Here is a 21,847-nt window from a genome sequence, read left to right as displayed (position 1 = left end):
GCGGCGCGGCCGGTTTGTCGAGACGAGATGCCGATGTTGACTTCCGCGACCCCTCTCAACCAGGCGCGCCGGGCCGCGCTGATCACCGTGCTGGTGGCCAGCGCCCTGGGCGCCACGATGCCGGTTCAGGCCCAGAGCGCTGCCGGTGGCGCCAACAGTGGAGCCAACGGTGGCGAGCGCGCCGAACTGGAACGCCTGCGCGCCACCACGCTGGGCCTGATCGACGCGCTGGTCAGCCAGGGCCTGCTGACGCGGGAGCGGGCCGAGGCCATCGTGCGCCAGGCCAGCGGGGCGGCCGGACCGGCTGGCCATGCCGCCGCAGCCGACAGCGCCGCGCCCGCCTGGGGCACCCCGCCGCGCCCCGCCGCCGCGCCCGTGGTGCGCGTGCCCTACATCAGCGAGACCCAGCGCGCCCAGCTGCGCGAGGAGATCCGCAACGAGGTGCTCAGCGCCGCGCGCGACGAGCGCTGGGCCGATCCGCGCCAGATCCCCGACTGGACACAGCGCATCCAGCTGGAAGGCGACCTGCGCGTGCGCGGCCAGGCCGAGCGCATGCCCGGCCCGGTGTACGAGCGCGACGCCAGCACCGGCGCGGCCATCGGCGCGCCCTGCGACGTGATCGGCGGCAACATGCCGGCCGAGTGCTTCCGCCGCCAGACGGCCGGCCCGGCGTGGGCGCCCGACCTGCTGAACACCGGCACCGACCGCAACCGCCTGCTGCTGCGGGCGCGCCTGGGCGTGAACGCCAAGGTGTCCGAGGACGTCAGCGCCGGCCTGCGCCTGTCCACCGGCAGCACCAGCGGGCCGACCTCGTCGTCGCAGACGCTGGGCAGCGGCTTCAACAAGGCCTCGCTGGTGCTCGACCGCGCCTGGCTGCGCTGGGAACCCCGATACAACCTGCGCCTGCTGGCCGGGCGCCTGGCCAACCCCTTCATGTCCAGCGACCTCACCTGGCCGGAAGACCTGTCCTTCGACGGCGTGGCCGCGCAGGGCGAGCTGACGCTGGCACCGGGGCTGTACGCCTTCGGCACAGCGGGCGCCTTTCCGCTGGAGGAGTTCAACGTCGACAAGCGCGACAAGTGGCTGTATGCGCTGCAGGGTGGCGTGAACTGGGCCTTCTCCAGCAACGCCACGCTGCGCCTGGGCCTGGCGGTGTACGACTTCAACCGCATCGAAGGCGTGCGCGAGAACGACGTGGCGCCGGCCGGCGCACGCGACGGCACCGTGCCCTACCTGACCTCGCAGTACCCCGGCACCGTGCGCCTGAAGGGCAACACGCTGATCAACCTGCGCGACCCCAGCGTGGCGGCCACGGCCACGCCGGTGTGGGGCCTGGCCTCGCGCTTCCGGCCGGTGGATCTGACCGCGCAGCTGCGCTGGACGGCCTGGGACACCATGGCGCTGGACGCCAGCCTGGACTGGGTGAAGAACACCGGTTTCGACCTCGCCGACATCCGCCGCCGCTCGGGCCTGGACACGCTGGACACCCTGGCCCGGCGCACCAACGGACTGCAGGCGCGCCTGGCCCTGGGCAGCGGCACGCTGGCCAGCGCGGGCGACTGGCAGGTGTCGGCCACATGGCGGCGCTTCGAGCGCGACGCCTGGGTCGACGGTTTCACCGACACCACCTGGCACCTGGGCGGCACCAACTACGCCGGCTGGCAGCTGGGCGGGCAGTACGCCTTCGACCGCCGCAGCACCGTGGGCCTGCGCCTGACCAGCACGCACAACCTGGACGACGGCGTGCGCGTGCTCAGCAACGGCGTCTACCGCTCGACGATGAGCAGCGCGCCGCTGAAGATCGAGGTGCTGCAACTGGACGTGACGACGAGGTTCTGAGCATGCATGCCCACCGCCCATCCACCCTGCCCAGGCGGCACCCGCTGGCACTGATGGCCCTGGCCGCCGCACTGGCCTGGCCCATGGCTGGCAGCGCGGCCGACGATACGCGCGCCAACCGCGAGCGCGAGGCCCTGCGCCGTGCCCAGGCCGCGCTGCAGCAGGCCCAGCAGCAGCGCGACGCCCTGCAGGCCGAGAAGGCCACGCGCGAGCAGGCGCGTGACGAGGCGCTGGCCCAGGCCGCCGCGCAGCGCAAGGCGCTGGGCAGCGCGCAGGCCGAGGCGCGCCAGCTGCGCGAGGAACTGGCGCAGCTGCGCACCCAGTTGGCGAGCCAGCGCGACCAGGCCGACGAGGCGCGCCGCCAGGCCACGGCCGCAGCCGAGGCCGCCGCGCAGCGCGAGCAGGAACTGAAGCAGCAGCTGGCCACCGCGCGCCAGCAAAGCGACGACCGGCGCGAGGCCAATGCCACGCTCACCGCCCTGCTGGCCGAACGCACGCGGGCGCTGGCCGACGCGCAGCGCCGCAGCCAGGCGCTGCACGCGCTGGGGCTGGACACGGTGGAACGCTTTCGCGCCAAAGGCACGGTGGACCAGGCCCTGCAGGCCGACCCGGTGCTGGGCCTGACCCGCGTGCGCGTCGAGTCCACCGCCGAAAGTCTGCGCATGCGCTTCGACGCGCTGCTGAGCGAGCCGCTGCCGCCGGCCGAGGGCCAGGTCTCGCGCGTGGATGGCTCGGCCGCCCCGCGCGCTCAGTAACCGAAGCGCTGCTTTCGCGCGCTGGCTGCAATGCGGCGGCCGGCGTAGTCGATGCCGCTGAAGGACGCGAACTCCTCCAGGCTGCGCGCCGTGCCCAGGCCGTAAGCGCCCAGGTCGGCGCCCTGCCACAGCAAGGCGGCCAGCCGGCGGTTGGCCGCATCGGCCAGCTGTGCCGAGCGCACCGTGCGCTGCGCGTCCATCTCAGGCGTCCAGTGCAGCGGCCGCGGTGCCGCGCCGGCCTGATGATAGAGGTGGTACACCGGCATGGCCGGCGGGTGGAAGATGTCCCAGCCGCGCGTGAAGGCGCGCAGCGCCATCGCCTGCTCTTCGCCGTGGAAGTACAGGAACGGGTCGTAGGGCAGTTCGTCGACGATGCGGCCCGGCGCCCACAGGCAGCCGGCACCGATGTGGAAGCCCGGCACCGGCGCCGTGCTGGCCACCGGCACGCCGTGGAACATCAGCACCGGGTGGGCCGCATCAAACTGCGCCTCATCGGCCACTACATGCGCCAGCACCTGGGCGCTCACCACCGTGGCCGACGGATGGCCGTCCACCAGCGTGAAGGGGTTCGGATAGCAGCTCAGCAGATGGCGAGGGTGGTGCGCCGCAAGTTGCCGCGACCAGGCCAGCAGGCGCTCGTCCCATCCGGGCTCGAACCAGGTGTGCGAGTCGATCTGGAAGTACCAGTCCTCGCCCTGGTAAAGGCCCATCGCCGCGGCGCGCGCCCAGCACGGCCCGCGCGCCTCCAGCGCATGCACGCGCAGCCAGCGGATCTGCTCGCAGGCCCATTGCGCGCCCAGCTGCAGGCGCTGCTGCGGCAGGGCCTGTTCCACCACGCCGAAGCGCAGGCGCGACGGATCGGCCGCCTGGCTGTAGGCGCTGCGCAGCGTGAAGCCCAGCATCGGGTCGCAGTAGGACGCGACGCTGATGAAGATCGTGGGCCGCGGCCGCGGCGCGGTGCGCGTGATGGCCGAGCCCGGTGATGGGATCGGGCCTGGCGGATCGCCGGGATGCAGGTTCACGGCTGGCGGTACTCGACCTCGCGCGGGTGTTGCACCAGGCGCAGCCGCGCCGGGCGCACCGTTTCCTGGCCGTCGAAGTGCCGCAGCGGCACCTGCGCGCCATTGATCTCGTCCACCCACTGGCCCATGCCCAGCGCGGCGCAGGGCAGGTAGCCGCGCAGCACCATCAGCGTGGTGGCGCGGCAGTTGTCCCAGGCCCACAGGTCGTGCCAGTGCAGATCGCGCTCGCTCCACACCGAGCGGTGCGCCTCGCTGGCCACGCCATCCACGGCGCCCTGCACCACGAACTCGGGGGCCACGATCACCAGCCAGGCGCAGCGGTAGACCATGGCATTGAGCAGGTCGATGCCCGCCGACTTGCCCATGTGCTCCAGGCTGTCGCCCAGGAACACCATGTCGAACTGGCGCTGCGGATGGGCATGGCACCACTGCGCGCCGTCGGCCAGGTGCATGTGGTGATACAGCTGGGGCAAGCCGAAGCGATCCACATAGCTGGGCTCCAGGTCCAACCCGGTGCGCTCGCACTGCGGCGCGTGGGTGGCCAGCATGTGGCCGTACTTGCCCGAGCCGGTGCCGATGTCCAGCGCCGTGGCCGGCTGGCAGCGCGCGATCAGGTGTGCCACGACGGCGTCGAAGACGGGAAACGAGCCTGGCATGGGCGGCAGGGCGGCGGACGAAAGCCGGCATTGGAGCGCCCCAGCATGTCAGCACTGTGGCAAGGCAGCCGGATTAATGATCTATACGGTATAAACCATTCCTTCGACCGGCAGGATGTTCCGCCGGCGCCGCTGGGAGATGCACCACATGAATCCGAACCAAGAACCCGCCGCTGAAGTCACCGAAGCGGCCGCCAGCTCCGCCGCGCCGGCCCCCGCCGCGGCGGTCAAGGCCGCCAAGCCGGCCAAGCCCGTGAAGGCGGCCAAGCCGGTGAAGACCGGGGCCGAAGACAAGCCGGCCAAGGCGCTCAAGCCCGCCAAGGCACCCAAGGCGGACAAGCCCGTGGTGGCCGCCAAGCCAGCCAAGGCCGCCAAGGCTGCACCGGTGGCCAAGCCGGCCACCAAGGCCGCGCCCAAGCTGCCCAAGGCCCCCGCCGCCGTGGCCGAGAAGCCCAACCGCGCCAAGGTGACCGCCAAGGCACCCGCCACGGCACCGGCCAAGGATCAGCCCAAGGAAAAGCTGGTGCGCGACAGCTTCACGATGCCGCGCGCCGATTTCGCGCTGATCGGCCAGCTGAAGGACCGCGCGCTGGGCTTCCAGCGCCCGGCCAAGAAGAGCGAGCTGCTGCGTGCCGGCCTGCAGGCCCTGGCCGCGATGGACGATGCCGCGCTGCGTGCGCTGCTCAGCCAGCTGCCCACGCTGAAGACCGGCCGCCCGCGCAAGGGCGACTGACCCGCGGGCTCACAGCCCCTGCAGCAGCTGGGCGGCCTCGGGCCGGGCCGGCTGCAGCTGCACCAGCTGCGTGAGCAGCGCGCGCGCGGCCGGCCCATCCTGCGCGGCCAGCGCGCGCGCCATGCCCAGCAGCGGGTCGTAGGCCGGACGGAAGTCGGGGCTGGTGCCCAGCACCGCCAGCAGCGGCGGCCCCACCTGGGCCAGCATCTGCCGCACATCGCTGGCCGGACGCACGTCACGGCCGGCCCACAGAAAGCGCGCGCTGGCCGCGCGGTAGGCGGCCAGGCGCTGTTCGGCACCGGCCTGGCCGGCCACCAGCAGTTCGCCGGGCGCCAGGCGCAGCTGCGGCAGCAGCGCCAACAGGCGGTCGCGCGGCGTGCCGTCGGGCGCATAGGTCACGCGCGGTGCACGGTAGGCCACCACCGGCCGGTCGTCGGTGTTCAGCGCTGCATCGCCGGCCAGGCGGGCCAGCGCCGCCGGTCCGGCCACCACGCTGCCCAGCACCGCCCACTCGTCGTGCAGGCCGAAGGCGGCCGGCGGCACAGGCCACGTGGCCGCGTCAACCAGGCGCTGGCGCACCTGGGCCGGGTCGACCCGCGTGCCTTCGTCGGCATGGCCCAGCAGTCCGATCACCGGCGTGGCCAGGCTGTGGCTGGCCAGCAGGGCCCGGCCCTGCGGAAAGGCCGCTCGGAAGGACGCCACGATGCTGCGCAGCGTGGCCTCGTCCAGCTGATGCAGCGGCAGCCACTGGCAGAACAGCCCGCCCGCGGCCAGTCGTGCGCGCACGGCCTGGAAGTGCTGCACCGTGTACAGCGCGCCCGAGCCGCTGCGCGCCGGGTGGAAGTTGTCGGCCACGATCAGGTCGTAGCGCTGCGGCGCGGTGCGCACGAAGCGCCGCGCATCGGCCACCTGCACCTGCAGCCGGCCGGCCGCGGTGGGATCGGCCCAGGCCGGCTGGAACAGCGTGGCCGCGGCCACCACCTCGGGCAGCAGTTCCACCGCATCCACCCGCAGGCCGCGGTCCTGCACGGCGGCTGAAGCCGTGAGGCCAGTGCCCAGCCCCAGGAACAGCGCACGCTGCGGCGCCGGGTGCAACAGCAGCGGCAGAAGGGCCTGGCGGCCATCGGCCTGCAGCGAGCTGCTGCTGCCCTCCTGCTGCCGGTTGTTGATGCGCAGCCGGGCCACGCCCTGGTCGTCGGCCACCACGCTGACCGCGGCCATCGCCCCCTCCTGGTAGCTGAGCACCTGGCCGCCCTCGGGCTGCTCGATGAAGACCAGCGGCGGCGCCGCCAGCGCCAACAGCGCAGCGGCCACGGCCGGCACCCAGGGCAGCGGCCGGGCCCATTGGCGCGGCGCCACCAGCACCAGATAACCCGCGGCAATGCTCAGCAGCACCACCTTGGCGCCAGCCAGCGGCAGCAGGCCCACGCCCAGCAGCACCGGCGCCAGCGCCGCCCCCAGCGTGTTGACGCCCAGCGCCCGGCCCAGCCCCTGGCCGGCGTGCGTGGCACGCTCGGCCAGCTGGCTGAACAGCGCGCCCATCACCAGCGTGGGCAGGCCGAAGGCCGCCAGCGCCAGCAGGGCCTCGGCCGCCAGTGCGCTGCCCAGCCCCGGGCCCAGTGCCGCCAGCGTGGCGGCCTTGAGCGACTCGGCCGCCCACAGGCTGCCGGCGCCCAGCAGGCAGGCCGTGGCCAGGGCCACCAGCAGGCGGTCGGTGTGCAGGGCCGCCCGGGCGCTGCAGGGCGCCGGGCCCGACGCGAGACCACGGCCCGTCCATCGCGCCCAGGCCGCCGCCCCCAGCGCCGTGCCCACCAGGTACACGGCCAGCAGCAGCGCGAAGGTGTAGACCGTGTCCTCGGCCACCTGGCTGATCACGCGCACCACGCCCACCTCGTAGCCGATGCCCAGCAGGCCGGTGGCGGCCAGCCGGGCCAGCACGCGGTGGCCGTCTGGCGATGGCCCGGCCTCGACCTCTGACTGACTCCCATCGACCGTCGTGGTCGCAGCGGCGCGGCCCCACCAACGCCAGGCCAGCAGCGCACAGCCGGCGTTCAGCGCGGCGCACAGCAGGCTGGTGCGCAACAGCCCCAGCTCGGGCACCAGCCAGAAGGCCGTGGCCAGCACGCCCAGCACGGCACCGGCGGTGTTGGCCGCATACAGCGCGGCCAGCGGCGCGCCGCCGCGGCGCAGGGCCTGCGCGATGCGCGCCATGGCCGGCAGCGTGGCGCCCATGGCGGCGGTGGCCGGCAGCAGCAGCGTGAAGGCGCCGGCGAAGGCCACGCTCCATTGCCACCAGGCATCGGGCTGCGGCCCGGTGAGGGCCAAGGCCGCATCGGCAGCCCGTGGCATCAGCGGCACCAGCGCCAGGCCCCAGAGCGCGATCACGGCCTCGCAGCCGACATACCAGACGCCGGGCCGCGCACTGCGCGCGATGCGCCCGCCCAGGCCCCAGGCGCCCAGCGCCAGACCGCCGAAGAACGCGGCCACCACGGCCAGCACGGCCGCCGATTCATGGCCCAGCCACAGCGCGCACTGCTGGGTCCACACGATCTGCCAGCCCAGGCCGGCAAAGCCCGAGGCGGCCATCAGGAGCCAGGGGCTCACGTCGCCGTCACCCCGCGAAGCGGATCGCGTAACCCCACGAGTCCAGCCGGTTCGGGATGGCGTTCAGGGCCAGCGTGATGCGGCGGGCGCCCTCGTTGGGCGGCACGGCATGCATCAGGTAGCTGGGAAACAGCACCAGGTCGCCGGGCTCGGGCGCCGGGCTCACCCACTTGTCGGCGTTGTACGGGCCCATGCGCACGCCGGCATGGTCGTTCTTGAACGCGAAGTCATGGCCGCCCGGCGACTTCATGAACACCGTCTGCGCCGAGGGGTGCGTGGGCGTCAGGTACACCACGCCGGAGATGAAGCTGTTGGCATGGTTGTGCATGGCCTGGCGGCCGCCGGCGTCCAGCACGTTGACCCACATCTCCTTGAGCGACCAGCCCAGGCGCTCGCCGAACAGCAGTTCGCCATAGGCGCCCAGATGCGGCGTGATCAGGCCGGCGGCATCCACCAGCAGCGGGCTGTCGGCCGGCGTGAGCATGCGCGTGTGCGACAGGTGGGGCGAACTGCTGTTGTCCTGCACGGCCTGGGCGCTGAAGTGCGCGGCCAGCGCGTCCACCAGGCCGCGCGGCAAGGCACCGCCCACGCGCATGAAGGGGGTGGGAAAGAGATCGATGACCTGGGTGGACATGGTGCGTCGCCAACAGCAAGCGGGGGAATGGAGGGGTCAGCCGAGCAGCGCCGCCACGCGCAGCCAAGACCAGTAGGCGGCCACGCTGCCGATGCCGTACAGCGTCACCGCGCGGGCGCGGGCCAGTGCCGTGCCCTGGGGCGCCATGCGCCGGGCCAGGCCCAGCAGCGCCCAGGCCAGCGCCACGGTGGCGAGCTGGCCGAGCTCGACGCCGACGTTGAAGCTCAGCAGCGCCGCGGGCAGGTGCTGCTCGGGCAGGCCGATCTCCTTCAGCGCCCCGGCAAAGCCCAGGCCGTGCACCAGGCCGAACAGGAAGGCCACCAGCGCCGGCCAGCGGCGCGCCAGCGTCTGGCGGGTGTGCAAGGCCTCGCCGGCCACCAGCACGATGGACAGCGCGATCGTGGCCTCCACCGGGGGCGGCCGCAGCACCAGCCAGCCCAGGGCGCTGCTGGCCAGCGTGAGGCTGTGCGCCGCGGTGAAGGCGGTGATGGTCCACAGCAGCCGGCGCTGGAAGCCCACCAGGAACAGCAGGCCGATGACGAACAGCAGGTGATCGACGCCGCTCAGGATGTGCTCGACGCCCAGCACGGTGTAGGCCGAGGCCACCTCGCCCAGGCTGCGCCGGTCGTCGGCACTGCCGTACAACTGCACCGCCGGCTGCGCCGAGGTCAGCGTGTACACGCGCGTCTGCCCGTCGCGCCAGGCCACCTTCACCAGCGCGGCCGAGAAGCCGTTGCCGATGCCGTCGACCGCCAGGCGGCCGCTCAGCCCGGCCGCGCCGCAGCGCAGCAGCGGGCCCTGGGCCTGGCAGGGCTCGGGCCACACCGGCCGCAGCACCTCGGCCGGCGCGCGCTTCTCGCCCACGCCCCACTGCCAGACGAACTCACCCGGCGCGGTCTCGCGCAGGTGCATCTCGGCCATGCTCATCTCGTGGGCCTGGGCCTGGCCCGGCAGCCAGGCCACCACCACGGCCAGCCACAGGCCCAGCCACAGTGCGGCCGGGGCCCGGCGCCAGCGGTTCATCGCGCGGCCTCGCTGCGGATGGTGTAGCGCGTGGCCAGGGCCTTGATCGCGGCACTGCGGCGCTCGGCCAGCGTGGTGTCGATCCAGTCCTGGCGCACCACGTTGCGCAGCGGCTCGAAGGCGGCGGCGCGGGCCGGCGCCACGGCCTCCAGACGCATCGCACGCCAGACCTCGCGGCCGTTCTCGCGCGTGGCCAGTGCGCGCCACTCGCCCACCGGCCCGGCCTCCAGCGCCTTGGCGAAGTCGACGCCGTAGCTCTGCACCAGGTTGGCATGCGGGCGGCCCTTGTAGACGCGCAGGCCGGCGCGCGCATCGTTGCCCGCGCCGGCAGCGCCACCACCGTTGAGCGTGGCCACGAAGGCGCGCACCGCGGCCTCGTCGGGCCCGTTGGCATCGGCGGCCAGCACGGCTTCCTGGAAGTCGTAGCGTGCCGGCTCGTCGTACTTGTCGCGGTGGGCCTCGAACCAGCGGCGCAGTTCGGCGTCATCGGCCGCCGGGGGCTTCAGGTTGGCTTCCACCATGCTGAGCGCCTTGAAGATCACGCGCTCGCGGATGCTGGGGTCGCCCTGGTCGAGTTGCAGCGCCCTGCCCTCGCGGTACAGCACCTCGTTGCTCAGCCACACCTGGCGCAGCGCCTCCAGTTCCTTGGCGTCGGGCTCGCGGCCACGCGCGGCGCGGAAGGTGTCGCGCGCCTCCTTGTCCACCGCGGCGTCCATGACGATGACGCGCGGGTCGTCGGCGCGGCCGACCAGCACATGGTCCACCGCGAACAGCAGGCCGCCCAGCAGCAGGAAGTGCAGCAGCGGCTCGCGCATCCAGGCCGGCACTCGGCGTGAGCGGGGCGCAATGGCGTGATCGGCAGGCTGCGCCGGGAGGGCGGCGGAAGCAACGGGCGGCGAGGACATGGTGACGGCTCGGGCAAACAACGGCCGCCACGATGACAGACAAAGATGACGACAGAAAGACGACAGCCCATCGCACCGGCGATGGGCTGTCGGGACCATGGCCCCGCACGTCGGCGGGGCCCAGGCTCAGGTCAGACCGGTCTCACTTGACGCCGGCCACCACGGTGGCGCCCGCCACTTCCACGTAGATCGGGTTGCTGTAGAACCACAGGTCGGCCCAGGCCGCCACGTCATAGCTGACCATCTTCTGGCCGTTCAGCACGGCCAGGTGGTTGGGGCAGCCGTCGATGGCGCCCATGGCCTTGGTCCAGGTCACGGCGTTGGTCGGCACGTTGGTGCCCGTCACCGTGCAGGGGATGCGCAGGTTGGCGGCCACGGTGGCGTTGGTGAAGATGTCCGACAGCGGGTTGCCGCTGGCGTCGGTCTCGTAGGGCACGGCCGCCGGCAGGTTGGTGCCGCGCAGGCGCAGGTACTGCGAGGCCTGCACGCCGCTCAGGCGGAAGCTCATCTTCAGGAACTTGCTGTTGTCCGGGCCGGTCACGGTGGTCCAGCTGGGCGACTGCGCGTTGCCGTTGAAGGTCTTGATGATGCTGGCCGTGGTGTTCTTGGCACCGGCCGGCACCGCCGACAGGCCGGCCGTGCTGCCGTCGGCACGCAGCCAGTTGGCATTGCGCGGCCATTCGCCCGAATAGTCCGCCGAACCCGGCGCCTTGTAGCCCGTCACCAGGCCACGGATCACGTCGATGTGGTCCAGCACCGGCTTGTTCAGCGGCTGGGTGATGCCCACCTGGGCCAGCGACGGGTTGGCGAAGCTGTAGGGCGCGTTGTTGGTGCCTTCCGGATCGCGCACCACCACCGCCACCACCACCTCCTGGCCGGCGCGCAGCTTGAGCTTCTCGCCCATGGTGGCGCAGCCGGTCACGTCGATGTCGGTGTTGCCGGTGGCGGCGGCCACGGCGATGGCCTCCACCTGCGCGTTGCTGCGCGCGCCGATGCCCGGCGTGGACGCGCAGGCCACGAAGGCCAGGCGGTCGATCAGCTGGCCGCTGGCGGCCCAGTTGTTGCCGGTGCGCAGGCCGTCGACGATGGCCTGCGGGCGGATCTTGTCGCTGCCGTTGCGCACCATCGTGTAGTTGCGCTGGTACTCGCCCGGCTGGAAGTCCTGCGTCGAGCGGCGGTCGTCGGCCGAGAAGATGCCGCGGTTGTGCCAGTCGCTGCTGGCGAAGAACCACCAGTTGCGGCCTTCGCCCAGCAGCGCGTCCCACACGCCGCCCACCTGGCTGGCGTAGATGCCGGTGCCGCCATAGGTGGTGCCGCCCACCGAGTCGACGTTGGTGCTGCTGCCCACGAAGCTGTTGCGCAGCTGGCGGTACTCACCCCGCTCGGCCGACGCGCCGTGGCCCGGCTGCGACTCGAAGCCGAAGGCGATGTTGGGCGCGGTGTTGTTGAAGTTGCGCAGGTGCTCGATGTTGAAGCCGTTGTTGCCGTCCGGGTTGAACGGGCCGGCGCGCTCCAGGTGGGCCGGCACGTAGTAGCTGCCGTTGGCATGGTTGGCGGCCATCCACTTCAGCGCTTCCAGCGTCTTCAGGTGGCCCTTGGTGCCCAGGCCCGAGCCCACGCCGCTGCCGGTGGGGATCAGCTTCTGGCCGGTGGCGTTCCAGTTGTACTTGCTGGTGTCGCTGTAGTCGCTGCCCGGCACGGCGCAGTTCCAGTTGTTGCCGGTGGTCGAGCCGGTCACGTTGCCGCGGCTGGTGTCGGTGTCCCCCCGGTCGAAGCAGTAGCTCCACTGGGCCAGCGCCGTGGCATTGCCCAGCGCGGTGTAGCTGCTGCCGCTGGTCGACACGCTGTCGATGAACGACGGCATCTGGCCCGTGATCACCGACATCGAGGTGTGCTCGTGGCCGGCCACCACCGATTCCAGGCCCAGGAACAGCGGCACGTTCTTGTTGGCGGCCAGGTACTCCAGCACCGGGTACTGGTACTCCTGGATCGACTGCCAGCGCCACATGTTGCCCGTGCCGCCCACGCCACCGCCATTGCCCTTGATGGCCGCGGCGCCGATGCTGTTGGTCCAGGTGGTGGTGGGGCCCTTGGCCGCGTCGTGCGGGTAGGCCGGCGTGGCCAGGTCGGCATCTTCCACCAGCGTGCAGTTGCGCGCGCCGTTGCCGCCGTGGCCGGCCTGCACGAACCAGTCCAGACCCCACACGGCGGTCGACTTGTTCACCAGCTTCTGCATCGAGATCGAGCCGTCCGAGCAGGTGGTGTGGTTGTGGAAGTCGCCGGCCACGTACTTGCCGGCGGTCTTGCCGGCCGCGGTGGCGATGGTGGGCGCGACGCCGATGGCGGTGCTGCCAAGGGCAGCCAGGGCGGCCAGGGCGATCTGGCGCGGGGTGAATCCGAACTTCATGGTGCAACTTCTCCTGGGGTGTCTGGGCATGCCGCTCGTCCGTGCCCGGCAGTCGGCCGGCAAGGCGATCGGTGCATGAGGAAGGGTCGGCGGGATGCTAGGAACGGGCGGTGACTGCGGCGTGACGGATCAGCGACCACGGCGCAGGCCGCCGCTGACGCCCAGGTTCAGCGGAAGCGGAAGCTGGGGAAGTCGATGCTCAGCTGCGCCGGCACCTCGCCGCCGTGCTCGAACTGCAGCGTCAGCGGGTAGGCACGGCCCACGTGCAGCGGCATCTGCAGGCCGCTCAGGCGCAGCCAGGTGCCGCCCTCGGCCAGCTCGCTGTCCCGGCCGGCCGGGATCGCGAAGTCCACCACCGGCCGCGCCAGCGCGCCCGCGATGTCGGCATGCAAGGCCACGGGGGTCTGCACGCCCACCAGGCGGTCGGCGCGCTGCACACCGTCGAACTTCATGCTCACCACGGCCTCGTCGGCCCCTTCGGCCGTGGCGCGGGTCCAGGGGTGGAAGATGCGCAGCGTGGGCGCGAAGAACTCGCAGGCACGCGCCGAGGGCAGCAGGCCGGCGGCCCCCAGGCCGAGTGCGGCGCGCAGACATTGGCGACGTGGAAGACGGACGGTCATGGCGGGACGCACTCGGGCTGGCACACGGGACCGCCAGCATGGCCACGCCGCGTGGCAGCACGATGACCGGCGACGGACCCACGACCTGGGTGCGCCGCCGGCAGTGCAGGCCACCTTTGGATCTGCATGCACGCGTCACACGCGCGATGGCATGGCCATGCGACAACCGTGTGAAACACGGGCACCGCGAACACGGGGGCGCCGGCGCGCCAGATGACCCGCGCTGTCATCGTTTCGCGATAGAGCCGCCACACGGCGCTGCCTAGACTGGCCTTCGACATCCATCGGCCCGGGCTGCACCGGGCGTCCAACCTCCCGGAGTACCCATGGCCTTCGCCCGTTCCCTGATCGCTGCCGCCGCGTTGGCAGCCGCCCTGCCCGCCTTCGCGGTGCAATCGGTCACCAGCACCCTCACCTTCGACGAGGATGCGGTGCAGAGCAACTACTTCAGCCAGTCGATCGGCGCCTTCTACGCCAGCAGCGGCGCGGTGTTCGACGACGCGGCCTTCGCGCTGCGCAACGACGGCCTGGGCAGCGGCACCCATGGCGAGTACTTCACCAACAACCCGTCGGGCCTGGGCGTTCTGGTGGTCGACCCGTCGGCCACCGGCACGGTGGTCAGCGCCGCCGCCGGCAAGGCCTTCGTCGGCGAGGTGTCGTTCTACTACTCGGCCACCGCCGATGTGCTGCCCGCCGTGAGCGTGTACGCCGGTGCCAACGGCACGGGCCAGCGCCTGGCCAAGCTGGCCGTGCTGGAGAACGTGTCCGACGCCGGCTGCACCGACAGCGCCTACTGCGGCTGGAACAAGGTGTCGATCAGCTTCACCGGCCAGGCCCAGTCGATCGTGTTCGCCAGCGGCGCCGGCGCCGTGGCCTATGACAACGTGAGCATCAGCACCGTGCCCGAGCCCGAGAGCTACGCGCTGATGCTGGCCGGCCTGGCCGCCGTCGGCCTGATGGCCAGCCGCAGCCGCCTGCGCTGAGCATCGGCACGGGCCGCTGGCCCGGTCTCAGCGCAGCGCCACCAGCACCCGCCCCTGCTCGGCACGCACCGGGTGGGCCTGCACCGACTGATCGGGCAGCTCCAGGCACTCGCCGGTGGCCAGGTCGAAGTGGTTCTTGTACAGCGGCGAGGCCACGACCACGCGTTCGCCCAGGTTGCCGACCAGGCCGCGCGCCAGCACGCTGGCACCCGACTTCGGGTCGACGTTGTCGATGGCATAGAGCCGGTCCTGGCCCACGCGGAACACGGCCACGTGGCGGCCTGCCACGCGCGCGGCCACGCCGGTGTCGGGCAGGATGTCGTCGAGGGCGCAGACCTCGGTCCAGGCGGCCTGGGTGCTGGCGGCGCTGAGGGTGTCGGTGCTCATGGGAATTCCTGGCTGGGGCTGCGGAGGTCAGACGGCCGGCGCGTCGGCCGGGTTCAGTGCGGCGGCGTCGCGCTCGGCGTCGCGGGCCGGGCGGATCTGGCCGCGCTCCTTGACGAACACGATGTGCTCGTCGGCCGCCTCGCTGTTGACGAAGCTGCGGAAGCGCGCGCGCACCGCGGGGGTGGTGACGGCGGTCTTCCACTCGCACTGGTAGGTGGCCACCACATGCGCCATCTGCGCTTCCAGCTCTGCGCCCAGGCCCAGCGTGTCGTCCACCACCACGCCGCGCAGGTAGTCGAGGCCGCCTTCCAGGTTGTCGCGCCAGGTGCTGGTGCGCTGCAAGCGGTCGGCGGTGCGCACGTAGAACATCAGGAAGCGGTCGATCAGCTGGATCAGGCGCTCCTGGCTCAGGTCGCTGGCGATCAGCTCGGCATGGCGCGGTTTCATGCCGCCGTTGCCGCAGACGTAGAGGTTCCAGCCCTTCTCGGTGGCGATCACGCCCACGTCCTTGCCCTGGGCTTCGGCGCACTCACGCGTGCAGCCCGACACGCCGAACTTGATCTTGTGCGGCGCGCGCAGGCCCTTGTAGCGGTTCTCCAGCGCCACGGCCAGGCCCACCGAGTCGCCCACGCCATAGCGGCACCAGGTGCTGCCCACGCAGCTCTTCACGGTGCGCAGGCTCTTGCCGTAGGCATGGCCGCTCTCGAAGCCGGCGGCGATCAGCTCCTCCCAGATGAAGGGCAGCTGCTCGACACGCGCACCGAACAGGTCCACGCGCTGGCCGCCGGTGATCTTGGTGTACAGGCCGTACTTCTTCGCCACCTGGCCCACGGCGATCAGGCCCTCGGGCGTGACCTCGCCGCCCGGCATGCGCGGCACCACGCTGTAGCTGCCGTCCTTCTGGATGTTGCCCAGGTAGTAGTCGTTGCTGTCCTGCAGCTTGGCCAGCTCGGGCTTCAGCACGAAGTCGTTCCAGCAGCTGGCCAGGATGCTGGCTGCGGCCGGCTTGCAGATGTCGCAGCCCAGGCCCTGGCCGTGCTTGGCCAGCAGCGCATCGAAGCTTTTGATCTGGCCCACGCGGATCAGGTGATAGAGCTCCTGGCGCGAGTAGGCGAAGTGCTCGCAGAGGTGGTTGTTCACCGCCATGCCGCGCTTGGCCATCTCGGCCTTCATCACCTGCGTGACCAGCGGCACGCAACCGCCACAGGTGGCGCCGGCCTTGGTGCAGCTCTTGATGGCGCCGATGGTGGTGGCACCCTCGCCCACCGCGGCGCAGATCTGGCCCTTGCTGACGTTGTTGCACGAGCAGATCTGGGCCGAGTCGGGCAGCGCATCCACGCCCAGGCCGGGCTTGGCCTTGCCGTCGCTGCTGGGCAGGATCAGGAACTCGGGGTCGGCCGGCAGCGCGATGCCGTTCAGCGCCATCTGCAGCAGCGTGCCGTACTCGTCGGCATTGCCCACCAGCACGGCGCCCAGCAGCTGCTTGCCGTCGGCGCTGGTGACGATCTTCTTGTAGGTCTGGCGCAGCTCGTCGGTGTAGCTGAAGGTCTTGCAGTGCGGGGTCTTGCCTTGCGCGTCGCCGATCGAGGCCACGTCCACGCCCATCAGCTTGAGCTTGGTGCTCATGTCGGCGCCGACGAATTGCGCATCGGTGGCGCCGGCGATGTGGCGCGCGGCCACGCGGGCCATGTCGTAGCCGGGGGCCACCAGGCCGAAGGTCTGGTCGTTCCAGCTGGCGCATTCGCCGATGGCGTAGACATCGTGGTCGGCCGTGCGGCAGTGGCTGTCGATGACCACGCCGCCGCGCGCGCCGATGGCCAGCGCACACTGGCGGGCCAGCTCGTCACGCGGGCGGATGCCGGCCGAGAACACGATCATGTCGGTCTCGAGCCAGGTGCCGTCGGCGAACACCATGCGGTGGTAGGCCGAGGCGCCGTCGGTGATCTCGGTGGTGTTGCGGCTGGTGTGCACCTGCACGCCCAGGTCCTCGATCTTGCTGCGCAGCACCTTGCCGCCGGCGTCGTCCACCTGCACGGCCATCAGCCGCGGCGCAAACTCCACCACATGCGTCTGCAGGCCCATGTCCTTCAGCGCCTTGGCGCATTCCAGGCCCAGCAGGCCGCCGCCCACCACCACACCGCTCTTGCTCTTGGCACCGCGGGCCTGCATGGCCTCCAGGTCCTCGATGGTGCGGTAGACGAACACGTCGTCGCGCTCGCGCCCCGGCACCGCCGGCACGAAGGGGTAGCTGCCGGTGGCCAGCACCAGCTTGTCGTAGGCCAGCACCTCGCCGTCGGCGGTGGTCACGGTCTTGTCGCGGCGCTCGATGGCCACGGCCTTGGCGGCCAGGCGCAGCGAGAAGCCGGTGCGCTCGAAGAAGCCCGGCTCCACCAGCGACAGCTGCTCGGCCGTGGTGCCCGAGAAGAAGGCCGACAGGTGCACGCGGTCGTAGGCCGGGCGCGGCTCCTCGCACAGCACGGTGACCTGCACGTCGGTGAGGCCGGTCTCGGCCAGGCTTTCCAGGAACTTGTGGCCCACCATGCCGTGGCCGACGACGATGATCTTCATGAGCGCGCTTTCAGTACAGAGAGAGGGGTCACACGCGCCAGGAGGCGACGGCCCCGGTGCGCCGCTGGCGTGCGACGCGGTGGGCCCGTGCGGGACGCGGGATCGGAGGGTGTGATGAGGCAGCTCCGGGTGGATGCCCCGGCAGGCGGCGGTGGATGCGGGCCGGCCTGACTCCACCATCGGCAGTGGAGGCTGGTCTTCGAGCACCCACCAGCGCGCGCGGCGCGGCAGCAGGGTCGATGCGCAGCAAGAGCAATCGATGTGCCAAGCCGCAAGAGGCCGCCGGAGCCCGCCAGCGCCGGCCGGCGCCCGCCCGACGCCCCTGAACGCGGCGATCGCGCACCAACACGGTGGATGGGTCGCGGCCGGGCGCACTACCAGCGTGCCCCGCACCGGCGTCGCCCACGTGACCCTGGCTGCCGAGCGGCGCTCCTAGCATCCGGCGGCCATCCGTTGCGCCACCCACGGCGCCGGCCACGCCCACCCCCAAATTCCGGAGACCCGACATGCACCGCACCCCGCCGACCCTGCACCGCCTGGCCGCTGCCGCCGCCCTGGCCCTGGGCGCCCTGTCGGCCCAGGCCGAGACGGTGAAGATCGCCTTCATCGACATCCTGTCGGGCCCGTTCGCCCGTGCCGGCGAGGGCTCGCTGGCGCAGATGCGCGAGGTCATCAGCCAGATCAACGCCCGCTCGGCCGCCACCGACCCGAAGTTCGAGGTGGTGCCCTTCGACAACAAGGGCACGCCGCAGGAGAGCATCAACGTGCTCAAGGCCGCCAACGACCAGGGCATCCGCTACCTCACCCAGGGCGGTGGATCGGGCGTGGCCTTCGCGCTGTCCGACGCCATCACCAAGCTGGCCGAGCGCGAGCCCGACAAGGCCATGCTCTACCTGAATTACGCGGCCATGGACCCCGGCCTGACCAACGACCGCTGCAGCTTTTGGCACTTCCGCTTCTACCCGACCAGCGAGATGAAGATTGAGGCGCTGACCACCTACTTCCAGAAGCAGCGCCCGGACATCAAGAAGGTGTTCCTGCTCAACGAGAACTACACCCACGGCCAGCAGGTCAGCAAGGCCAGCCGCGAGTACCTGACGCGCAAGCGCCCCGACATCCAGATCGTCGGCGACGACTTCGTGCCGCTGGCCCAGGTGCGCGACTTCGCGCCGCAGATCGCCAAGATCCGCGCCTCGGGCGCCGACACGGTGATCACCAGCAACTGGGGCAGCGACCTGAGCCTGCTGTTCCGCGCCGCCAAGGACAGCGGCCTGAACATCAACTTCTTCACCATGAACGCCAACAACCCCAGCATCCCGGCCTCGCTGGGCAACTGGGGCGCCGACAAGGTGGGCGTGATCTGGAACTGGGGCCACAACGCACCCACGCCCGAGCTGGAGAAGATCTACGTCGACTACAAGAAGAAGACCGGCGACGACTTCATCTTCGCCGCGCACTGGAACGGCCTGAACATGCTGATGGCCGCCATGCGCCAGGCCAAGAGCACCGACCCGAAGAAGGTGGCCTTCGCGCTGGAGGGCCTGAAGTACAAGAGCCCGCAGGGCGAGCTGGAGATGCGCAAGACCGACCACCAGCTGCAGGCGCCACTGTACCTGGGCATGTGGGCCAAGCAGGGCAGCAAGGGTGTGAAATACGATGCCGAGAACACCGGCTACGGTTTCCGCTCCGAGGTGGTGTGGGACAGCTACATCAGCGCCCAGCCCACCTCGTGCCAGATGAAGCGACCGGGCTGAACCACCCCCTGGAAGATCGTGCCATGAGCTACCGAAACCTCGGCCGCAGCAACCTCCAGGTCTCGGCCCTGTGCCTGGGCACGATGATGTTCGGCGACCAGACCGACGAGGCCGAGGCCGGGCGCATCGTGGCCGACGCGCACGCCCACGGCGTGAACTTCGTCGACACCGCCGACGTCTACACCAACGGCGCGTCCGAGGCCATGCTGGGCCGGCTGATCCGCCACCAGCGGCATGACTGGGTGCTGGCCACCAAGCTGGGCAACACCATGTCGTCGCGGCCCAACGAGAGCCGCTACTCGCGCGTGTGGATGCTGCGCGAGGTGGATGCCAGCCTGGCCCGCCTGGGCACCGACCACATCGACATCCTGTACCTGCACCGCGACTTCGCCGGCATGAACCTGGACGAGCCCATCCAGGCCGTGGGCGACCTGATCCGCGCCGGCAAGATCCGCTACTGGGGCTTGTCGAACTTCCGCGGCTGGCGCATCGCCGAGATGGTGCATGGCGCCGCGCGCCTGGGCGTGCCGGCGCCGGTGGTGTGCCAGCCGTACTACAACCTGCTCAACCGCATGCCCGAGGTCGAGATCATCCCGGCCTGCGCGCACCACGGCATCGGCGTGGTGCCCTACAGCCCGATCGCCCGCGGCGTGCTCACCGGCAAGTACCCGCCCGGCGCCCAGCCCGAGGCCGGCACCCGCGCCGGCCGCGGCGACAAGCGCATCGCCGAGACCGAGTTCCGCGCCGAGTCGCTGGCCATCGCGCAGCAGCTGAAAGCCCATGCCGAAGCCAAGGGCGTGACGCTGGCGCAATGGGCCACGGCCTGGGTGCTGGCCAACCCGGCCATCAGTTCGGTGATCGCCGGGCCGCGCACGCTGGCGCAATGGCAGGACTACCGGCCGGCGCTGGGTTGCGTGATCGACGCCGACGACGAGGCCCTGGTCGACAGCCTCGTGGCGCCCGGCCACCCGTCGACGCCGGGCTTCAACGACCCGGCCTACCCGCTGATCGGCCGCCCGGTGGCGGGCCGCTTGCCGTCACGGGCCTGATTCACCCCGCCGCGCCGGGCTCGCTCAGCAGGAAGTGCGCGCGGCACACCGCGATCGGCACGTCGGGGCTTTTCTGCCAGCAGCGCACCTGCACCAGGGCCACGCGGGCACCCAGGCGCACGATCTCGCAGCGGGCGAAGGTTTCCTCGGGCCGGCCGGCGCGCAGGTAGTCGATCGAGAAGTCGATCGACTTGGGCTGCTTGGCGCCGCCCACCGTGTGGATGACCTGCAGCGTGGCCGCGGTCTCGGCAAAGCCGGCGATCACGCCGCCATGCAGGGCCGGCAGGCGCGGGTTGCCCACCAGCTTCTCGTCGAAGGGCAGGCGGTACAGGCGCTCGTCGCCGGCCAGGGATTCGCGGATGCCGAGGTAGTCCACATACGGAATCGGCTGGCCCAGTTGCACCGCGCTGGCGTCGGCCGGCGCCTGCCAGGCCGGCGCCTCGGCCACCGCGCCACCGGCCGGCGCGCTGGATACCATCGGCTCGTGCGCGCGGCGCGAGCCGGCGGGTGTGGACAGCATGAAGGTGGCCTGCACCGTGGCCAGCGGCGCCTCGCGGTCGGTGTGCCAGACCTCGCCGCGCACGAAGCCCACGCTGGCCGTGATGCGGTGGCAATGCGCCTCGCACCACAGCGCATGGCCGGGCGCGGCCGGGCGCAGGTAGTCCATGCGCAGGTCCAGCGTGGCATAGGGCGCGCGCTCGCGCATCGCCGCGCCCACCGCCAGGCCGCAGGCCGAATCGGCCAGCACCGTCAGCGGGCCGGGGTGCAGCACGTTGCGCACCGCATCGCCCAGCCATTCGGGCCGGTCGGGCAGGCGCATGGTGCCGCGCGCCGGGCCCACGGCCGTGACCTCCAGGCCGATCGCGGCCATGTGCGGCGCACGGCCCACGTACTTGCGGTTCAGGTCGTCGAGCAGCGAGGTCATGCGCTGGATGGTAGCCGCCGGGTCCGGCGTGCCGGCGTCGCGCGGGTGCCAGCGGCCTTGGCGCCGTCCGTGGTGTCCGCCGGGGTCGCTTCGCAGGCACCACAGACAAGGCCGCGCCCGTCGGACGGTGCGACCACTGGCCCCGCCTGCGCCAACGACTCGATGATCGGGCAGTCGGGCCGCTCGTCGCCATGGCAGCCATGCACCAGGTGCTCCAGCGCCGCCTTCATCGCGCCCAGCTCGCGCAGCTTCTCGTCCAGCGCCGCGATGTGCGCCTCGGCCAGCGCCTTGACCTCGCGGCTGGAGCGGCTGCGGTCGTGCCACAGGCCCACCAAGCGCGCGATCTCGGCGATCGAGAAGCCCAGGTCGCGGGCATGGCGGATGAAGCGCAGCGTCTGCACATCGGCCGGCCCGTACTGGCGGTAGCCCGCATCGGTACGCTGCGCCGCCGGCAGCAGGTTCACGCTTTCGTAGTGGCGGATCATCTTGGCCGACACGCCGGTGGCGGCGGCCGCCTGGCCGATGTTCAACATGCGGGGCTCCTGGGGCGGCAGTTTCAAGCTTCCCATGATGTCAAGGTCAAGCCAGGGATGGCAAGGCTTGCGCTGGGTCAGACCGGCGCGATGTCCGCCTTGACCTTGCCCCAGGGGGAAGGTCGACAGTGACGCCATGGACCACCGGAGACCGACCATGACCACCTTCCAGATCCCCGATATGAGCTGCGGCCATTGCGTGGGCGCCATCACCCGCGCGGTGCAGGCGCTGGACGCCGGGGCCGAACTGGCCTTCGACCTGCCGAACCACCGCCTCACCGTGCAGCACGGCCGCGCCAGCGCGGCGGCGATGGCCGAGGCCATCACCGAGGCCGGCTACACGCCCACCGAGCAGGCGGCGCCCGCAGCCGCCGCACCCGCCAGCCCCCGCCCCGGCGGCTGCTGCGGCGGTAGCAGGGCTTGCCATACCTGAATCCGGCCGGAACGGCC

The 21,847-nt window shown here is 71.7% G+C and carries 19 protein-coding genes; 7 read left to right on the top strand and 12 right to left on the bottom strand.

Annotated features, from left to right (window positions below; all coding sequences use genetic code 11):
* Positions 1–33: 33 nt before the first annotated feature.
* Positions 34–1,839, top strand: a complete 1,806-nt coding sequence (locus AACH10_RS07255; protein WP_341409698.1) for a putative porin — start codon at positions 34–36, stop codon at positions 1,837–1,839.
* Positions 1,840–1,841: 2 nt separating this feature from the next.
* Positions 1,842–2,594 (top strand): hypothetical protein, encoded by a 753-nt coding sequence (locus AACH10_RS07250; RefSeq protein ID WP_341409697.1) that lies wholly within the window; start codon positions 1,842–1,844, stop codon positions 2,592–2,594.
* Here AACH10_RS07250 and AACH10_RS07245 read toward each other — a convergent pair.
* Positions 2,588–3,616: a GlcNAc-transferase family protein gene (locus tag AACH10_RS07245; protein ID WP_341409696.1), complete on the bottom strand. Its 1,029-nt coding sequence runs from the start codon at positions 3,614–3,616 to the stop codon at positions 2,588–2,590. The two genes, AACH10_RS07250 and AACH10_RS07245, sit on opposite strands and share 7 nt — an antisense overlap.
* Positions 3,613–4,272 carry a class I SAM-dependent methyltransferase gene (locus AACH10_RS07240; RefSeq protein ID WP_341409695.1) on the bottom strand — a complete coding sequence of 220 codons (660 nt, stop codon included), beginning with the start codon at positions 4,270–4,272 and terminating at the stop codon, positions 3,613–3,615. The genes AACH10_RS07245 and AACH10_RS07240 overlap by 4 nt, the downstream gene beginning before the upstream one ends.
* Positions 4,273–4,420: 148 nt before the next feature.
* Between AACH10_RS07240 and AACH10_RS07235 the strand changes: the two genes are divergently transcribed.
* Positions 4,421–5,005: a hypothetical protein gene (locus tag AACH10_RS07235; protein WP_341409694.1), complete on the top strand. Its 585-nt coding sequence runs from the start codon at positions 4,421–4,423 to the stop codon at positions 5,003–5,005.
* Between the two features lie 9 nt (positions 5,006–5,014).
* Here the strand turns inward: AACH10_RS07235 and AACH10_RS07230 are convergent, their stop codons facing one another.
* The 6 genes from AACH10_RS07230 to AACH10_RS07205 all read right to left on the bottom strand — a co-directional run bounded on the left by AACH10_RS07230 (position 5,015) and on the right by AACH10_RS07205 (position 13,198).
* Positions 5,015–7,609, bottom strand: a complete 2,595-nt coding sequence (locus AACH10_RS07230; RefSeq protein WP_341409693.1) for a fused MFS/spermidine synthase — start codon at positions 7,607–7,609, stop codon at positions 5,015–5,017.
* 7 nt (positions 7,610–7,616) lie between these two features.
* On the bottom strand, positions 7,617–8,243 hold the full coding sequence (locus AACH10_RS07225; RefSeq protein WP_341409692.1) for a putative 2OG-Fe(II) oxygenase: 627 nt from the start codon (positions 8,241–8,243) through the stop codon (positions 7,617–7,619).
* Positions 8,244–8,279: 36 nt separating this feature from the next.
* Entirely contained in the window at positions 8,280–9,266 is a 987-nt protein-coding gene (locus AACH10_RS07220) for a HupE/UreJ family protein (RefSeq protein WP_341409691.1), read from the bottom strand.
* Positions 9,263–10,081 carry a peptidyl-prolyl cis-trans isomerase gene (locus AACH10_RS07215; RefSeq protein ID WP_341409690.1) on the bottom strand — a complete coding sequence of 273 codons (819 nt, stop codon included), beginning with the start codon at positions 10,079–10,081 and terminating at the stop codon, positions 9,263–9,265. The genes AACH10_RS07220 and AACH10_RS07215 overlap by 4 nt, the downstream gene beginning before the upstream one ends.
* Positions 10,082–10,313: 232 nt before the next feature.
* The gene (locus tag AACH10_RS07210) at positions 10,314–12,578 is read right to left on the bottom strand and encodes a hypothetical protein (protein WP_341409689.1); all 2,265 of its coding nucleotides are present in this window, start codon (positions 12,576–12,578) and stop codon (positions 10,314–10,316) included.
* A 167-nt stretch (positions 12,579–12,745) separates the two neighbouring features.
* Complete coding sequence (locus AACH10_RS07205) at positions 12,746–13,198, bottom strand: copper chaperone PCu(A)C (RefSeq protein ID WP_341409688.1); 453 nt, start codon at positions 13,196–13,198, stop codon at positions 12,746–12,748.
* Positions 13,199–13,524: 326 nt separating this feature from the next.
* On the opposite strand from AACH10_RS07205, the gene AACH10_RS07200 reads away from it, so the two are divergent.
* On the top strand, positions 13,525–14,181 hold the full coding sequence (locus tag AACH10_RS07200; RefSeq protein ID WP_341409687.1) for a PEP-CTERM sorting domain-containing protein: 657 nt from the start codon (positions 13,525–13,527) through the stop codon (positions 14,179–14,181).
* Between the two features lie 27 nt (positions 14,182–14,208).
* Here AACH10_RS07200 and nirD read toward each other — a convergent pair whose 3' ends face one another.
* Both nirD and nirB read right to left on the bottom strand, forming a co-directional pair.
* Positions 14,209–14,568: a nitrite reductase small subunit NirD gene (gene nirD / locus AACH10_RS07195; RefSeq protein WP_341409686.1), complete on the bottom strand. Its 360-nt coding sequence runs from the start codon at positions 14,566–14,568 to the stop codon at positions 14,209–14,211.
* Positions 14,569–14,595: 27 nt separating this feature from the next.
* The gene (gene nirB / locus AACH10_RS07190; protein ID WP_341409685.1) at positions 14,596–17,136 is read right to left on the bottom strand and encodes a nitrite reductase large subunit NirB; all 2,541 of its coding nucleotides are present in this window, start codon (positions 17,134–17,136) and stop codon (positions 14,596–14,598) included.
* A gap of 506 nt (positions 17,137–17,642) precedes the next feature.
* Between nirB and AACH10_RS07185 the strand changes: the two genes are divergently transcribed.
* Positions 17,643–18,890, top strand: coding sequence for a branched-chain amino acid ABC transporter substrate-binding protein (locus AACH10_RS07185; RefSeq protein WP_341409684.1), 1,248 nt, complete (start codon positions 17,643–17,645; stop codon positions 18,888–18,890).
* 23 nt (positions 18,891–18,913) lie between these two features.
* A complete protein-coding gene (locus tag AACH10_RS07180; RefSeq protein WP_341409683.1) occupies positions 18,914–19,939 on the top strand; it encodes an aldo/keto reductase in 1,026 nt (341 codons plus the stop codon).
* 1 nt (position 19,940) lies between these two features.
* Here AACH10_RS07180 and AACH10_RS07175 read toward each other — a convergent pair whose 3' ends face one another.
* Both AACH10_RS07175 and cueR read right to left on the bottom strand, forming a co-directional pair.
* Positions 19,941–20,864 carry a PaaI family thioesterase gene (locus tag AACH10_RS07175; protein WP_341409682.1) on the bottom strand — a complete coding sequence of 308 codons (924 nt, stop codon included), beginning with the start codon at positions 20,862–20,864 and terminating at the stop codon, positions 19,941–19,943.
* A complete protein-coding gene (gene cueR / locus AACH10_RS07170) occupies positions 20,861–21,397 on the bottom strand; it encodes a Cu(I)-responsive transcriptional regulator (RefSeq protein WP_423228570.1) in 537 nt (178 codons plus the stop codon). Before cueR ends, AACH10_RS07175 begins: the two co-directional genes overlap by 4 nt.
* A gap of 157 nt (positions 21,398–21,554) precedes the next feature.
* On the opposite strand from cueR, the gene AACH10_RS07165 reads away from it, so the two are divergent.
* Positions 21,555–21,830 (top strand): heavy-metal-associated domain-containing protein, encoded by a 276-nt coding sequence (locus AACH10_RS07165; protein WP_341409681.1) that lies wholly within the window; start codon positions 21,555–21,557, stop codon positions 21,828–21,830.
* The last annotated feature ends 17 nt before the right edge of the window (positions 21,831–21,847 follow it).

Source organism: Pseudaquabacterium inlustre (assembly GCF_038066595.1).
GTDB lineage: Bacteria > Pseudomonadota > Gammaproteobacteria > Burkholderiales > Burkholderiaceae_C > Pseudaquabacterium > Pseudaquabacterium inlustre.
This window is presented reverse-complemented; position numbering and strand designations above follow the sequence as displayed.